Here is a 16,976-nt window from a genome sequence, read left to right on the forward strand (position 1 = left end):
GACCAGGTAACAAATTCTTGAATACAGCTTTAATCCTGCTCTCAAAAGGAGCTAAAATCTTGCAACAAAGACCACAAGATCTATACTACAAAAGGAACGTCCCGAGGTTTTCATTTTCACACCTTCCGGGACGCCCCTTTTTATTTTTCACTACTTTTATCGGCAATGGGAGAGAGAATCGATGCAACCGTATACGGAACGTGTAATTGAAGTGATCCGAAGCATTCCGGAAGGATATGTCATGACGTATGGACAAGTGGCCAGACTGGCTGGCAGTCCAAGGGGCGCCCGTCAGGTCGTCAGAATACTTCACACCCTCAGTCACATTCACAAGCTGCCTTGGCACCGCGTCGTCAACGCTAAAGGAGAAATCGCCATCAAGGACGATGAATCCAGGCTCATGCAGGAGTTGTATCTCCAGGACGAAGGCGTTGTCGTCAATCCCAAAGGTATCATTGATTTGGAAAAGTATCGATTTGATCCTGCCGAATAAATCGGGTAGCCGTTTATTCGCACAACCAAATATCTCTTACAAAACTCCCCTTGCGGGTCGTGCAATGACCCAAGACCTTCCAGCCCGTATTCATCAGCTGCTCGCGTAATGGCTCTGTGCTGACGATGACAGCTCGATCTGACAACCGACGTAAGCTTTGCAGCATCTGCAACTTCTCTTCCTCCGGAAAAACGGAACACAGATTATACGGCAGGTCCAGGATCGCGGCATCATAATGCCCTTGCAATGTATTCATATCCTGAATGGCAACTTTGTTATCATCATAACCGTAGTGCCTCAGATTCACCCTCGCTCCCCGAATGGCAAGCGGATTGATGTCACGACCCTCGGCCGCGATGCCCATCGAGAACGCCTCGATCAATACATTCCCCATGCCGCAGCAGGGATCCAGGAGCGTGACTCCGCTTAATCGAGGAACTGCCAGGTTGACCAGTGCCCTCGCGATCCGCGAGCTGAGGCCTGTAGAGTAATTTTGCGGCTTCTGTTTATGATTCAGCCATGCGCGTTCAGGTTCATGAAGGATTCCCAATCTCCAGATGCCGCCTGTGGACACCATACCGAGCGCGACATCCGGAGCTTTCATCTGTGCGGTTCCTGTTATTTGGCGGCCTACCATCCGTTCATACCCGCGGGATTGTTCATAACTGAATCGATCCCCCGCCTTGAGACAGACAACTTTGAAGGTTGCATTATTAAGGTGAATGTTGCCTGCTTGCTCGGCGATTCGTTCGATGGATTCTCCAGTTATCCTGACATCGATGCAGGCCGATAAGAACGGGCTCCGATCCGGATCAACCCATAACTCGCTTTCCAGCCACTCCTCGCCGTCAGGCTCATGACCGAATAGCTCCGTCAGCTCCATCAAGCACAGCTCCCGCTCCGTTTCATGACAGGCATAAGTGTAAAAAAACGATGGCTCACCGCTTGTGGAAGACGGAGCAAAGGTAATGTCATACTCGTTCGTATTTATCATTTTTTTCGTCTCTCTTCTATTATATATGTGCAGCAGTTGAACTACTGCTCCATTAACAGCCGATAGGATTCCAGCCGTGCATTGTAATCACTTACCGGCGTGACGATCAGGAATTCGTCACACCCGTACTGCTCTGCCATATGCTGCAGTCTGTTTCGCACACTTGCTGGCGTACCGATGATAAGCCGCTGGGATGGGCCTGACGAATCGGAACCTGACGGTTCCGTGGGCATGGTGCGCTGCCCTGGTCGGGGAATTTGCATTGCAAGCTTCTTTGCCTGTTCCTCCGTTTCCGCGCAAACCACACTTACCGCCACCATCGTGCACGGTTCTTGCAGATGAGCGCTTGGCTCAAAAGCTTCCCTGTAAGAATGGAGAACTTCCGCCCCGTCCGTATCGCTCATAAACTGTCCGAATACATAACCCGTCCCGAATTCGGCCGCATACCCCGCACTCTTCGTGTTCGTGCCGAGCATCCACATCACGGGCGGAGTTGCGGAGACCGGTTTCGCTGCTACCGGCACGTCTTCATAGCGATACCGATCCTCCAGCAGTTCGGTCAAAGCCCGAATCCGCTGCGGCAAATCCGCCACATGACCCAGGAAATTTCCGCTAAGCGCCAAACTCGTATGAGCTGAACCTCCCGGCGCCCGCCCGATCCCGAGATCGATGCGTCCGGGATACAGCGCTGCCAGCATGCGGAAATTCTCCGCCACCTTTAGCGGGCTGTAGTGGGGCAGCAGCACGGCCCCGGAGCCGAGCCGGATGCGCGTTGTCCTGGCACCGATATGAGACAGCAAAATCTCGGGCGATGCACAGGACAGATGCTCGAGATCATGGTGCTCTGCCGCCCAGTAGCGCCCGTAGCCCCATGCTTCCACTTTTTGTGCCAGTATCACCGCTTGCTGCAACGCTTCTTCGAACGAGCTCTCTCCCAAACGCGGAACCAGGTCAAGCACGCTCAGTTTCAATTGGCTATTCATGCCATCCCCCTTTTTCCGCCGATCCTAATCCAAATCATAGATCGAACCTACCTTGAGTCCATATAACTCGTTATAGATTTTCTCGGCAAAAGCGTCCGTCATCCCTGCGATATAATCAATCACCATATGCTCCCACGTCCAGATCGGCTGGGCCCGCTTCTGATCCGCCTCATAACGCTGAAGCCAGTCGGACGGAATAATCGCCGTTGACGCAACAGGATCCAGAAAAGCATCCCACAAGCGCTTGATGATCCATTCGCTGCGCTTCTGCAGACGCTGAACCCGCAGGTCGCGAATCATAGTCACCCAGGCGAAACTCTTCAGGACGCTGACCGTACGCAGCATATCCTCGTCTTCCACGCCGTCTTTGACAAACGTCACCTTTTTCCAATCTCCGTTCGTAATCACGCCCAAGCTGCCTACAAACAGGCTGACCCAGTAGGCCTTGACCTCCCGCCGGGTACGGGAATAGTCATTCTCGCAGGTCGGCATTTTCTCGTTCCAGATTTTCAGAAACTCATCCAGCACCGTTTCCACCTTCGGATGAATCTGCTCTTTGGTCCATCCCTTCCATACCTCGTCTTCCAGCGTCATGATCTTCTGCACGATCAGTTTGTTCAGGTGACTATCTCGCAAAAAGTGTTCATGCACCTCGATCTTCCCGGCTTTGATGCCATCCTCCAGATCATGCGCGGAGTAGGCGATGTCATCGCAAAGATCCATCAGCTGCGCTTCGAGCGTTCGATGCGTGCCGGGAATTTGCCACTCCTTCCGAATCTGGGAGATGTATTCCCATTCATGCCGGTACATCCCTTTATGATTATCCAACCCGGAGAACGGATATTTATTGATGCCAAGCAGCACCGCATCGGACAGATTGAGTCCGTTGACATTCTCTCTTTTCTCCAAAAACATGATCAGCCGAAAATTGTGCGCATTCCCTTCAAAATGCTCATATTTACGTCGCATCGCCTGCTGTACCTCGGCAGCCTGCTCCGGCGTCGGCGTACCCGGCTGACGCGTCAACTCCTTCTCGGTTCTGCGGTCAATGAGCTTCTCCAGAATGCCCTGCAGCACCTCTTCGCCCTTATGGCCGAATGGAGGATGCCCAAAATCATGGGCGATCGCCGCGCATTCCACCACCTCGGGATCAATCATCAGCCCTGCGTTCTCCGCCTGGTCCGGCATCACTTCGGGATAATGGCGGCTCAAACTCCGTGCCGCTTCGCGCGCAATCTGCGCCACCTCGAGCGAATGCGTTAAGCGCGTCCGATAGTAATCGCCGGTGCCAGCACCGAATACCTGTGATTTTCCTTGCAGCCGGCGGAAAGTCGGCGAATGGATCAGGCGCGAATAATCCCGCTCGTATACCGCGCGTGAAGCATCCGACTTCGTTTGCTCCGGGTATTGGCGATGCTCTCTAAGCTCATTCAGTGTCATTTATCCCACTCCTGTTTTATCTGTATAGGGTCGATTCGGAACCGTTCGTTCTTTAGATTATATGCCATCCGGCAGCTGAAGAAAAATATGATTCCTAAGTAAAACCCGTTCCTCCTTGTATACCCGAATTGTGTCATCCGCTATCTGCTGAGCACGATATTCCCGCCAAGGCGATGGGTGGAGCAAATCATACAAAGATGGACTCCAGTCTCTACGGCCCTATTTTTACACCCTCGGGAGGGTATAAACGTCAATGAATCTTCCATTATGTCCATTATGCAAAAACGCCAAGCGCTTATAGGATTAACACAAGACCTATGCTTGCATTCTTGATACGTTGTTAGGTAAGCGCTGTCATTCACTTCTTGAAGCGCGCCACGGAAAGGAGGGAAATGATATTCCATAAGAGTCATAAAGCAAATCCGATACCACCCCGAATCAGTCCGACCATGTTAAAGCCATCTTCTTCTCCTATACCCACATGCACCTCTAACATTCATTAGGCTTCTTATGCCCGGGGGGCAGTCAAGCGCCTACTCCTCGGGTTTTCTTAAACACGCTTCAATCACAAATTGAAAAGCGAGGGATGGAACGTTGAAGAAGACACTTAACCGAATCTCATGCCTGATCCTCTGCCTGCTAATCACCATAAGCGTCATGGCATCCCCAGGGCAGCTTCCTGTTGTATCTGCACAATCGGTTTCAGAATTCGATCTTACGGATGAATCTGTTGCCTCGGATTCCGATCCCCTGCCGGAACCAGAAGGGCCAGATATTCTCTTCTTCTCCGATAACTTTGATTCGGACCGCTACGGAACCACGGGCGGCATCGTCATCCCGCTGCCTTGGGTTCAGACCGGGGATGGCGAGAGTAAAGCCAAAACCTCCGTATCCAGCAGCGCGCCGTCCACGCCGAACCTCATGAAAATCGACGTGACCGATTCCGTCTATCTGCGCGTCAATACGACGGGTTATGGCAACATTAAGCTGAGTTATTATACGAGAGCCTCATCCTATGTCAGCGGAAGCATTGTTGCCGAGTGGTCGGGCGACGACGGAGCGACCTGGAGCATACTGGAGGATTTCAAACTTGCCCCGGGAACGCCCGAAGCGCCTCGCAGCGAATCCAACACGATGAAAACCTGGACGCTGCCGCCGGAAGCCAGCAGCAATCCGAACGTGCGAATCCAGTTCCGGGTAGGTGATCCGATGAACGCCAATATGTATATCGACAGCGTCTCGCTGTCCGGTCAGGCCATACCGGGCATTCCGCCTGCGATCGATCCTGTGCCTGAACCCCCGCCGACCGAAACGGGCCCATACCCTGCGCCGGAAGGCGTAACCCTCTATGAGGACGTTTTGATCGGCAAAGCCGGCGACCGGGATCTTTTCACATCCATCGCCGTTCCGAGCACTCCGCCAGCCGAGCCTATGCCGGTCATGATCTACATTCACGGCGGAGGCTGGAATAAAGGCGACCGCAAAAACGCTCTCGGCAGCATCTGCAACTATGTCCTTAAACGCGGGTACATCGGCGTTTCCTTAAGCTACCGGCTAACCCCCGAAGCGCCTTACCCGGCCCAGATTCAAGACGTGAAGCTGGCCATTCGGTATCTGCGTGCCCATGCCGAGCAATACCACATCGATCCAAGCCGGATCGGCGTTTGGGGCACTTCGGCGGGAGGGCATCTCGCTTCCCTGCTTGGAACGACCGGAGACCTGACCATGGAGGATACGGTCACGCTAGATACTGGGGATACCGTTCATCTTCCCGATATCGAAGGCGCAGGAGGCTGGCCGGAATACTCCACCAAGGTTCAGGCGGTGGTGGACTGGTACGGACCGGCAGACTTCACGACCGATTTTGCCGACCGCTACAGCTCGGTCACAAAGCTGCTCGGTGGGCATAACGCCCTGTCCGTCCCGATTGAGGCTCGGCTTGCCATGCCGGGGACGTATGCCACTCCCGATGATCCGCCGTTCTGGATCCGGCATGGTGACGCGGACGCCACCATTCCTTACACCGACAGCGTGACATTCGCAGATCAATTGACAAGCGCCGGTGTTCCGGTCGTGGATTTTGAGATCGTGCCCGGCCAGGGTCATGGTTTTACCGGAGAAGCCAAGTCAACCGCAGATGCGGAAGCTTGGGCTTTCATGGATCAGCACGTGAAGAACCTGGAAGTAACAACGCCGATCCTCTACAAAGACGGCTACACGCCCCCTGATCCGACGGACCCCACCGACCCAACCGGTCCCTCTACGGGCATCCCCGTTGAGGTTGGCCGTTTGGTGCCCTCGGACGATGCCCTGATCGACAGTTCCAAACCCGACACCAATATCAATTCCGCTACAGGCACAAGCCTTGGCCTTTTTAGCGTATCGTCCGGTACAACCAACAAAAAGGTTGTCTATTTCAAATTCGATGCTTCCACCCTGAGCGATCCGGACTACCGCTACGAATTCCAGGTCGCCGCGAAAAAAGGCACCAGCAACACGGACCTGGAGCTCTCCCTCTACGGGATCGAGAATATAGCTTGGAACGAAAGCGAGCTGACCTGGAATAATGCGCCCACGAATAGCCTCGATCCGGCCGCTTATGTGGGATCGTTTACGGTAAAAGCCGAGAATAGCGGGCGCCCGGAGGTGTACAGCGTCGATGTGACGGACTATGTCCGCAGCTGTCTTGCGAATGGCAGCGTATCGTTTCTCCTTGCAGATGCGAACCATACCGGTGTCAGCGTCAATATCTATACCAAGGAAGCCAACGGCTCCAGCAATCCAAGACCTGCGCTGGTCGTAAGCGAGTTGGTGGATTCCAGTCAGGATAATACGCCACCGTCCTGGCCGGACGGAAGCCGTCTGTCCATTAGCAGCATTGGCGAAGATTATGTGCATTTGGAATGGCCGAGGGCGGAAGACAACAAGTTAGTCGCAAAGTATAACATTTATCAAAACGACGTCAAAGTAACGGAACTGGGCTCCGACATCACCCGCTATGAAATGGAAGGACTGTCTCCGCACACGGAGTACAGCTATAAGGTCGAGGCCGTGGATGCCGCCGGAAACGTCAGTCCGGTTCCGCTGACGTTATCAGTTACGACGCTTAGTGCTCCCTTAGCGCCTTGGCCTGTGGCCTCAGTCACGGCAAGCGGCAGCGACGGCAACATCGAGGATAATACCTTGGACCAAAATCTGTACACCCGCTGGTCAGCGGCCGGCGACGGTCCGTGGATCATGTTTGATCTGGGCGAGGCCCGGGACATCGGTTATCTGGGCATCGCCTTCTATAAAGGGGACGCTCGGGCGACGGAGATCGATATCGAAACCTCCGATGACGGAGTAACCTGGTCTCCCCTCTTCAACGGTTCGAGCAGCGGTACCACCACCGCGATGCAGCCTTTTGACGTTCCGGATACGAGCGCGCGTTACGTGAAGCTGATTGGGCGCGGAAATTCGGACGGCAGTGTCTACACGAGTCTGACGGAAGTCCATATCTATCCGCCTTTTGCTAACGGGGATACGCCTGTGGCGATAATACCGGATTTTGTACCGCAGCCGCCGCAGGGTACGGTTCCTTTTACCGCTCCCGGCATGAAAAATGCGGACGGCAGCGACCATCCGGTACATCAGGCTTTTGCCGCAACCGGAAGGACGCTGAACGTAGTCGATTACGGAGCCAATCCTGCGGACAACGGCTCGGACGATCGACCAGCGATTCAGCGAGCAATTGATGAGGCGCTCCCGGGAGACGAGGTGTTCTTCCCTAATGGCGTGTACAACTTAAACAGTGCTCCAGATGGTTTGACCAATCTGACACTGAAATCGGAGGTTAATTTACGGGGCGAGAGCCAGAACGGCGCGATCCTGAAAACCTCGCTGAACAAGGTTCGGAACAGTACGATGCTGAGATCCGCCAAGCAGCATGATCTAACCATCTCCAACCTGACGCTGACATCTGCTTGGGAGGGTCAATATACGACGGATCACAGAATCAACAATCCGGATGCCGGCGGTCCTGACATGATGATCATTGCCGCCAATTATGGCGAGTCGCCTTCGTACAACATCACGATCGACAGCGTGACGATCGAGAAATTCGGCCGCATGGGCGTCCGCATCGAGAACAGCCATGATATCGTCGTCCGCAACACCACGTTCCGAAATGCCACGGATCTTGGACCTGGCGGTGCTGGATACGGCGTATCCATTCAAGGCGTACCGAAGGTCGACCGCAACGGTTTTGCCAATGATACCAGGTGGAATCTGGTCGAGGACTCTTCCTTCGAGGGGCCTTATCTTCGTCACGGGGCACTCATTCAATATGTAGCCCATAACAATGTGGTCCGGCACAATGAATTCCACCGGGTCCGGCTGGATGCGATTGATCTGCATGGGGAGCTGGAGTATTTTAACGAGATCCACGATAACCTGATCACCGACATGCCGTATGGCGGCGGCATCGGCATCGGGAATACCGGGGGGACCGCACCGACCAATCATAGTAAATCCGGCCCGCAAAACTATATCCACGACAACACGATCCGCAACGCGCGGCAAGGCATCGTTGTATCCATGGGCTCACCGGATACCATCATTGAGAACAACCGAATCGAAAATACCGTCGACATTCCGGATGCTGCCGGCATCCATATTTTGAACGGACCGGGCACGATAATCAAGGGCAACACGATCCGTCAGAACACGGCCGAGCATTATTGGGGCATCCTGCTCGAGCATGACAACGGGGACACCAACGCGGACGGCATTGGAGCCGGAGACCCGGAGAATGTGCAGATTTTGAACAATACCATTACCGGGAACAGCAACGGGATTCAGCTCAAGGCGGGCCAGAATATCAAACTAAGCGGCAATACGCTGGACAATATCGGCGAGAACTTTACGGCAGCCCCTGGCGTCACGTATACCGATCTCACCGTGGGCCTGGAGTACAGCACGACGGCCCCGACGAATCGAGACGTTGTTGCAGTCTTGGTGTCGAATCGTCCGTTTACCGTTACCAATAACGGCGGATCTCCAACTTACAAATTTACCGAGAATGGTTCATTTACCTTCGAATATGCAGATGAGGATGGCAACGAGGGGACAATGACGGCCACCGTATCGAACATCGATAAAATCGCCCCGGTGCTGAAGGTTACACTCTCGCCTTCCGTATTGAAGGCGCCAAACCGCAAAATGATCGATATTTACGCTGACCTCGAATCTAGCGATGAAGGCTCTGGCGTTGCATCAATCACTCTAACCTCCATTACCGTGGAGAGTGCGGGCGGCAAGGGGCATGGCGGAGATGCATCGGAGAATGTGAACGGTAAAGATAAGGACACGGGTAACAGTGAAAGCAAAGACAATCGAGGCGATGGGGGCGACCGGGGACCGAATATACAAGATGCCGAGTTCGGTACCCATGATACCCATTTCCGGCTGCGGGCAGAGAAATCGGAGCGTGGACAGAGCCGAATCTACACGGTGACCTATACCGTTACGGACCATGCGGGTAATCAAGCGCAGGCGGTTGGGACGGTGAGGGTGAAGTGAGCTTACTTAGGTAGTGAATTTTTAATATGAATATGTATGCACAGACACAGAGTTCATGGAATAAGCGAACGTGACTTGCGCCGAGAAAGTAAAGACGGCTCAAACACACTATAAAAGCACATTCCGGGAATGAATAATCGAGCATGAAGACGCTAGCAAAACACTAACTGATATAAACAACAAAAGCTGCCCATACCGTCCTAAACGGTTGGGCAGCTTTATTGTTCAACACAGCTCAAAAAACGCCTCATTATATAGATGGAACTTGCGAGAGCAGCTGCCATGTTAATTTTTGTATCACTTGCTCGGACTATCGAAAGTCCCCAAACGATGCAGCACGGTCATGATTCGGTAAAAATCGTAGCTACCCTTAGGATCATGCAATACTTCTGCTTGCTGTGCAGCTTGTACTGCCGGTTCTGCCCAAGATGGAACTTTCGCCGGTTTCTCCGTCTCAACTGCCTTGAGCCTTACGTTCATCTGCTGAATGGTATTGCTTTGTTCCGTTAGCAGTTTCATCGCAGAAGCATATTGCTTGCTAATCTGCTGAATCTGCTCTTGTGTTTTTTGCAGCTCGGCCGTTAATTGTTCGATTTTCATACATTCCTCCTCCTCTGGACTAGGCACATCATATTGATAGAGCGAGTTCTGCTCCATAATGGAAATTAGCTTTTTCGGATAATTGGGGTCTGTGGCATAGCCCCCTCTCCAAATCTCGGTCGCCGCCGTTTTATAATCCGCCCACAATACGCCATGGTAGCGCTGCGGCTTGTCACGTGTGCCGTTCAAGATCAGCCGGGTATGATCGGCAACCGATTCATTCCAGCTGTTGTACTTACGAAACTGGGCATTGGTCGTATAGGGCGTCTGCCCCCGGTATTCGGTTGTCTGCATGGTGACGCTTCCCGCGGGACCCGTTCCTTTGATGCCAAACAGATTGTTCGCTTTTTGCGTTAGACCGCTCAATCCCCAATTGGATTCCAGGATTGCCTGAGCAAGCGTAAGCGAAGCAGGCACCCCGTACTGACGCATGTCCTGATTGGCTATAGGTGCCAGCTTGGCTATAAATTCAGAGGGTTTCATCCTTTTTCTCCTCCTTTCGTACGGTTTGCTTGTCCCCTTCTTCGGATTTGATCTGGAATACCTGTACCACATTACGCAGGGACTGGGGGATCGGTACCCCCATTCTCCCAACGTTCTCAATAATAGACAGCAGCTCATTCGCGAGATAGAAGAAGATCACGGTATTCTGAAAATAATTCATCTCCCCCAGCACCCGGTCCACCAGATGCATCAGGGCGATGATGAGAAAAATGGTCATTTTGCGTGCAATCCCAGTATAACCAATACGGCTGCGCAGCTCGCCGTTCATCCAGGCCGCGCCCCATCCGGTCAACCAATCGATCACCACGAACCACAACAACAGATGCATCGGCAGCGACCATCCGCCCCAGACGTAACCTGTCACGGCCCCCGTCCCCGCCGCCAGCATCTTAAACAGCTGACCGATGTGCTCATACATAATTGTTCCTCCTTTATATGGTTTTGAAGTTGTGAAAAAGCCCTCGGAGGAGCCGAGGGCTTGGAGTGAAGCTATTCATAGTTGCTTTAACAGAGATAAACCTTTTGGGCAGTACACCACTTCGCCTGCGGATCATGCTTCCGATCGCTGTTGCCCCCAGATTTTCTTGTAACTTTATAGATAGGGTTAAAATCCGTGGACAAAGGCGAACGCTTCGCTTCTACAGCATGATTCCGCCTTCTTCGTTGAAGTCTTCTGTAGAGTAATTCAAAGCAGCGTTTAGTAGGCCTCGCCAGTGATGACTTCATATTCTTCCGAAGTGATCACGCCAAACGCAACATATTGTCTCAATTGAGGCTTCTGCGCCCACTTCTTTTCATAGTAATACTTCAAGCGTTCAAAATCGTTCTCGAACATCGTCTTCCTCTCCTTTCGATCAGCTTTTCTCAAGTGATAACAACCGTAATTCAAGCCCCACAATTTGAGCGCCCTGCGCCTCATTTTGCTGACGTAGCTCCATGGCCTCGAGCTCCCGTGCAACCATCTCAGAACCTAAGCGATCCACTTCATTGGGTTCCTGTGGCTGAGATCTGGTTAGCTCCTCGATTTCTTCCGGGGTTAAGCCTTCGATCCAAAGTGTTGGCTGAGGTGGAGACTCCAAAACTGGCATGTCGCCGCGTTGCTCTTCCGGGAGTGCGTGCCATCCCGATAAAGCTTGTTGGAAAGAATCTTGAGCTGTGCTTACAGCAAATTCGTATGCATTCCAGGCTGCGAGATCAAAGCGCGGGCGGAATAAGCCGGGAGTTACAGGGATGCCGATGATGTAGCCGGAGATATTGGATTCTGGTTCGTTTGTTGGTTCATCTTCTGGTTGTGTACCGTCATCGAATGTTCGGGACTGAAAATCTAGTATCCCTTGTTCCATGTAGGAATAAAAAGGGACGACACCATTAAAGGTATCGTCCACGAGCGTGTCCTCTAAATAGAGGCCATCTATATTTATTTTAGGTACGGCTTTCATGTGATACCTCCTTTATTGTTCGGCTAGAAAGGAAGGTAGGCATATATCAAGATAAGCATTTCCTCCCACATTCCATATTTGTACATGCCCCAAAGTATTTATTGTAATTTCAAGGGGGAGTAACGCGCTGCCAGAAGACCATAGAGATCCGAAGACTATTACATCAGATGGTCGATATCCCTCTGGAAGTGTGAATAGCAAAACTCCGTTTCCTGTCGTACCTCCCTCTGGGCGTCCTATAATGTAAACATTTCCTAGCGAGTCCCTTCGATATCTCAATATACCCGTCCAAGAGTTTAGTAGCGTTGGTGAAATCCAATCCGGCTGCGAATACTTATCTGCCTTCTTATTCATCAATACAGATACAGCGGTGGCATTCTGTTGTACCTTGCCAGTCAGTTCTTGGAGCATCGACATTTCGTTAGCCGCATACGATCCGGTGAATGGAACGATAGGTGATTTATCTAGCATCAGGTATGTGACGGAGTACGCGGCGGAAGGGTCGAATTTCTCTTTATTAACACTAGCCCATGCAGGTCCATTTGAAACTTCCAAAGCTGTTCCTGGAGTCCGAAACCCGGAACTATCAGGCGTGATGCGCATTCCGTTTCTGTAAAATTCGATAAGTAAAGAGGCTTTGTTTTTCAGTGGGTATTTTGCACCGTTGAATGTTGCAACACCATTGCTTGCAACTGAAAGCTGGTTGCTTTCCCTTACCACAATTCCCGTCCCAACCTCGATTAAGTTATCGCCATCATTAAACGTTAACGTGCCTTCAGATATGATAGGTTCGACTGTTGGCATTGCGAGTCGGTAAACGAGTTGGTACGGCGTCCAATTTGGCGCTTGTGTAGTCGGAAGCGTAAACGTCCCATCAACCCAAATACGATTAACACCGTCTAACCTGCGAGCCCATAATTTTATGCCTGTACCGTTGTATAGGTTGTTCACGGGATTATCAGGCGTCTGCAAACCTTCGGATACGATTGCAGAGCCGTTATACATCGTCCAACCCATAAAGAATGCCTTAATCTCGTCAGGTGTCGGAGTGTAGTTGTCACCCCATCCGCTGTCTGCACTGGAAACACCTATTCCTAGACCTATAGCCCCACCACCCCAATCAGCTATACTGTATAAATCTACTGCGCTTGATGGTAGACCTCCTTTTAAATAAGTTCCATCATATTTTGTCACAACTGGTTGATTAGTTTTATTTCTATCAACAATATCTGTAAGTAGTCGTACACATTTTCCCCCTGAGTATGAATTAAAATACCCGTATTGATGGTTGAAGTCAAAGACTAGCTTCCTCCACTTCGCAAGCTTGGTATACTGCCCGCCCTTCTCGAACACTTCGTCAGCATTCACACCTGTCACCGGATCGGAGTATAAGTCCGTTTGCAGCGCAAATATACAGTCTTCACGAGCTTTATGTGTTTTGACCGTAGTTCCGAGATTAAGCGTAATATCTTCGATAACATAGTCACCAACAGCCGCATCTTGAGGTGCTACAATACGAACCTCCATAGTTTTGATGTTTGCCGGAGTAGCAAATATATCTGTTCCAGTACCTGTTCCGCTGACGGAGGTTCCAGGTGTGTCTAATACATACAACCCCGATTCATCGTAACCCAGTACATCAACGTACACTCCATCATATTTTTCTAGGCCATTTAGAGTGATTTTTGCACGAAGTGTATATTTAGTATTCGGTATAGCCGGAATGAGTTCAGACCGGTATTCCACGATCGTTGAACCTGTCGCTTTTACTATAGCTGAATATTCAGATAGCACTTTCGTTGAACTTTCCACCGAGCCTTCAAATAGTGTAGGAGCCAAATTATCTCCGTACCGAATCACATACGGATTTCGGACAGGCTGAATACTATCGACGTAGGGATATTTAATATCCATTTGTTCTGAGGAATATAATGTGATGCTGTTATACTCTGATTGTGAAATTTCATACAAACTTACGTTTTTAACATCAAAGTTGACGGCAGCATATACCCCACCCGCGTAACAAACTCCAACTATAATATCAAAAGCGGTGTCAGCCGATTTTGTAAACCCATAATAAATTCTTTGCCAAATCCCCAGTTTAGTCTTATCAACAGTATCTGCCCCAATTCCAACATTTGCGCCTACTTTAATTAACCCGCTACCAGAAATGCTGTTTACTTTCACTTCTGCCGATATTACGTAATATTTCCCAGCAAGAGCAAGAAAAGCTGAGCCCCCTACTTGTCTATATATGATGTAACCTTCGTCTGTATTTTTAACAGCTACATTTATAGCCTCAGTATTGTTACCAGTTGTGCCTGACCCAACACTTAAGGTAGTTGTCGCCGGATTTGATACGCTTCGATTAATCCTCCGTCCAGCCAAATTCACCAACGTCCGCCCTTTAATCCCGCTCAACTTAAATGGCGCACTCCGCTCCGCGTTCACGATCTGAAGCCCCGGCTGCAGTATGACTTCCCTGCGCTCTTCCGTGTCCAGACGCTTTTCCAATGCGCCGATGGCCTCACTGCTTTCACCCGCGAACCGATCTACGGCATCCGCGTTCTGATCAATATATTTCTCCAGATCGAAATACGTCGTGGACGGCGAGGTTCGATCGATTTTGTTCAACCCGATATTCGGCGTAACCGGATTCGTCATTTAGGCTCCTCCTCCCAACAATCTGTCTTGTGTCGTTGCTGATATTTCCTCAAAGGTCATGCCCTCCACTTCAGCTATGGTGAGATAACGTAGTGCGTAATCGACCGCAATATGTGCTGGTTTGATCTCCTCGATGGCCGATTTCAAATCACTTAAATTCGGGGGGATGCCCAGCGTATCTCGAAAATGAATCGTCACTTTATACTCCGCTGGCTGGACGGATACCTCGATGCTACCCCGCTCATAGGCTTGCGCCACATTTTTGAGCATGCTGGCAGACACCTTGCCGCTCCCCCGCATCTTCGAAATGATGACCGAACGACGCTGCTCGATCGGCTTGTAGAGGTTCACCGGAATGTTCAAGTCCTGCTCGAACCGGGACAGCGCCCACGTAGCGGTTTCGGGATAATACTGGTCCAACTGATCCTCCAGTTCCTGCGCCAGCTTGTCCAACTCAGCCCCTTCGGCTCCGGCAATAGCTTTCATTTCTCGAACATCGTGATAAAAGGACGGCAGGTAACCCAGCCAGGCTTCAGCTTTACTCATCTACTGTCACCGTCCCCAAGACAGCTACCGCTTCCGGCTCGATCAGAAGGCTGTCCGTTCCTCCGTTCACGGTCAATATCTCGTAGTCGATGACTGCCGGAATATCCAAGATCACATTGGCAATCCGGTTATACCGGACCAGCGGATCGGACATTGCCAGGTCTTTGAGATACTGACGAACCCCCTGCTCAATGGCTTCCTGCACGCCATCCATGCCGGCTCCATCGAGCAGCGTAACCTGTACTTCAATATGGACAGGCACTTCAGCCGCCCCAACAACAGTGACAACCGAACCGACAGGAGCTGCGCCTTCCCCCATGCCATCCATGGTCGGATCGATATACTGCTGCACTGATTCCACTACGGAAGGCGTAGGCGATCGCATCTCGTTATCCAGCAGCACCACCTTGACGGTGCCCGGACCATCCCATAACGGAAAAGCTTTGGCCTTGCCAACCCCGGCTTTCTCCCTCGCCCACAGTTCATACTGATTCCGGTTTGCACTGGTCACGGGACGGGAGATTTTTTCGCGGTATCGGTCATACAACGCTTCATCCGATTCGGTATCTTCGCCAGGTACCCAGAGCTCCATCAGCTCCGCCTTCACCAAGCCTTCGACGTATTCCAGCGGAAGCAGCGAGCCGAATCGGCGGTTGCCTTCCTTCCCGCTTGTCTCGCATTCCAGCACATATTGCCCTGCATCCAGACGGGTGATGACTTTGTAATTCAGCGGATCCAATGAAAAACGACTCCCTAGAGGCACATCTACCGCGGTACCGTTATTGCCTGAGAAGTGTCCCAGAAGCTGTGCTTTTGTAGCCTGCTTCCGGGTCAGACCCGACCATGCAATACTCCGATCCAAAAATTCGCCCGAGGCCGTAGCGGCAAATTTCAAGTTCATGGAGTACCCCAATTCCACATACATCTGGGCAAGCTCAGCTGCAGAAGGTGCCAACGCATCGTAGATGATGCTGCCTTCCCTTTTATCCATTCCATCCGGAATACGGTCCATCATCCGCTCCAGAATTGCTTCGTACGTCTGTTCCTCAACCATCCTCTCTCACCTCCTTGGTCATATTGAAAGCCCCATACACGCTTCGGACCGTAAATTCCGCCACGGCCTGATCGCCCACAAAGGTAATATTCATATCATCTACCGACAAAATGCGGTCATCCTGCAGCAGCGCTTCCTTGATATGCCGCTCGATTTCAGCATAGGCCCACAGTGGGTCGCGGCCAATGACGGAGTCCAGTTCCTGCCCATAGTTACTGCTGTAGATCAGATGTTCAAAGCGGCGCGTCTGAAGGATTTTTACGACAGCCTGTTTAACGGCCTCAAGACCGTCAATGTGACCGGATATCGTTCCTTCCTCCAGATTCAAGTCATATGTCAAGCTAGGCTGTGCCATTGTTTCCACGATCTCGCTACTCGGTTGCAGCGTTCCACCCTGCGGGATCATCACGGCTTCACCAACCGATCCAGCACGAGATACGTTTGTCCGCCCTGGTAACGAATGAGCAGGACCGTATCACCAATCTCCAGCCCTTTTCGAATTACATACTCCACGCCGCCAATGTTCAACTTGTACTCGGTCATCGATTCTCCGATAACTAAAAAATCCTCCGTCAGGCTGAAACGCTGATCCACGTTCACCTCGAGAGGATGTGTTGATGTGACTATGCCATACAGCACCGCCATCGGGTTTGTGCTTCCCACGGCGCTGAGACTGGCTTTTTTGATAATATCCAGCATC

The 16,976-nt window shown here is 51.5% G+C and carries 14 protein-coding genes; 2 read left to right on the forward strand and 12 right to left on the reverse strand.

The window, feature by feature from the left end; translation table 11 throughout:
- The first annotated feature begins 181 nt into the window (after positions 1-181).
- Positions 182-493, forward strand: coding sequence for an MGMT family protein (locus tag MKY48_RS28045; protein ID WP_076324744.1), 312 nt, complete (start codon positions 182-184; stop codon positions 491-493).
- A 13-nt stretch (positions 494-506) separates the two neighbouring features.
- Here the strand turns inward: MKY48_RS28045 and MKY48_RS28050 are convergent, their stop codons facing one another.
- The 3 genes from MKY48_RS28050 to dgt are packed head-to-tail and all read right to left on the reverse strand — an operon-like array spanning position 507 to position 3,910.
- Entirely contained in the window at positions 507-1,487 is a 981-nt protein-coding gene (locus MKY48_RS28050; RefSeq protein ID WP_339267845.1) for a methyltransferase domain-containing protein, read from the reverse strand.
- A 41-nt stretch (positions 1,488-1,528) separates the two neighbouring features.
- Entirely contained in the window at positions 1,529-2,470 is a 942-nt protein-coding gene (locus MKY48_RS28055; protein WP_339267846.1) for an LLM class flavin-dependent oxidoreductase, read from the reverse strand.
- Positions 2,471-2,494: 24 nt separating this feature from the next.
- Entirely contained in the window at positions 2,495-3,910 is a 1,416-nt protein-coding gene (dgt, locus tag MKY48_RS28060) for a dGTP triphosphohydrolase (protein WP_339267848.1), read from the reverse strand.
- A 594-nt stretch (positions 3,911-4,504) separates the two neighbouring features.
- Between dgt and MKY48_RS28065 the strand changes: the two genes are divergently transcribed.
- Positions 4,505-9,469, forward strand: coding sequence for a right-handed parallel beta-helix repeat-containing protein (locus MKY48_RS28065; RefSeq protein ID WP_339267849.1), 4,965 nt, complete (start codon positions 4,505-4,507; stop codon positions 9,467-9,469).
- Between the two features lie 297 nt (positions 9,470-9,766).
- On the opposite strand, the gene MKY48_RS28070 is transcribed toward MKY48_RS28065, so the two are convergent.
- The 9 genes from MKY48_RS28070 to MKY48_RS28110 form a co-directional block, all read right to left on the reverse strand.
- A complete protein-coding gene (locus MKY48_RS28070; RefSeq protein WP_339267851.1) occupies positions 9,767-10,552 on the reverse strand; it encodes a glycoside hydrolase family 73 protein in 786 nt (261 codons plus the stop codon).
- Positions 10,539-10,991, reverse strand: coding sequence for a phage holin family protein (locus MKY48_RS28075; protein WP_339267853.1), 453 nt, complete (start codon positions 10,989-10,991; stop codon positions 10,539-10,541). Before MKY48_RS28075 ends, MKY48_RS28070 begins: the two co-directional genes overlap by 14 nt.
- Positions 10,992-11,270: 279 nt before the next feature.
- On the reverse strand, positions 11,271-11,408 hold the full coding sequence (locus tag MKY48_RS28080) for an XkdX family protein (RefSeq protein WP_076324751.1): 138 nt from the start codon (positions 11,406-11,408) through the stop codon (positions 11,271-11,273).
- Positions 11,409-11,427: 19 nt separating this feature from the next.
- Entirely contained in the window at positions 11,428-12,012 is a 585-nt protein-coding gene (locus MKY48_RS28085) for a hypothetical protein (protein WP_339267855.1), read from the reverse strand.
- A gap of 12 nt (positions 12,013-12,024) precedes the next feature.
- Positions 12,025-14,676, reverse strand: a complete 2,652-nt coding sequence (locus tag MKY48_RS28090) for a hypothetical protein (RefSeq protein ID WP_339291756.1) — start codon at positions 14,674-14,676, stop codon at positions 12,025-12,027.
- Positions 14,677-15,222: a YmfQ family protein gene (locus MKY48_RS28095; RefSeq protein WP_339267858.1), complete on the reverse strand. Its 546-nt coding sequence runs from the start codon at positions 15,220-15,222 to the stop codon at positions 14,677-14,679.
- Positions 15,215-16,276, reverse strand: coding sequence for a baseplate J/gp47 family protein (locus MKY48_RS28100; protein ID WP_339267859.1), 1,062 nt, complete (start codon positions 16,274-16,276; stop codon positions 15,215-15,217). The genes MKY48_RS28095 and MKY48_RS28100 overlap by 8 nt, the downstream gene beginning before the upstream one ends.
- Positions 16,269-16,682 (reverse strand): DUF2634 domain-containing protein, encoded by a 414-nt coding sequence (locus MKY48_RS28105; protein ID WP_339267861.1) that lies wholly within the window; start codon positions 16,680-16,682, stop codon positions 16,269-16,271. The genes MKY48_RS28100 and MKY48_RS28105 overlap by 8 nt, the downstream gene beginning before the upstream one ends.
- Entirely contained in the window at positions 16,682-16,975 is a 294-nt protein-coding gene (locus MKY48_RS28110; protein WP_339267863.1) for a DUF2577 domain-containing protein, read from the reverse strand. Before MKY48_RS28110 ends, MKY48_RS28105 begins: the two co-directional genes overlap by 1 nt.
- Position 16,976: the final 1 nt, after the last annotated feature.

Origin of the sequence: Paenibacillus sp. FSL W8-0187, from assembly GCF_037969755.1 — a bacterium.
GTDB lineage: Bacteria > Bacillota > Bacilli > Paenibacillales > Paenibacillaceae > Paenibacillus_AQ.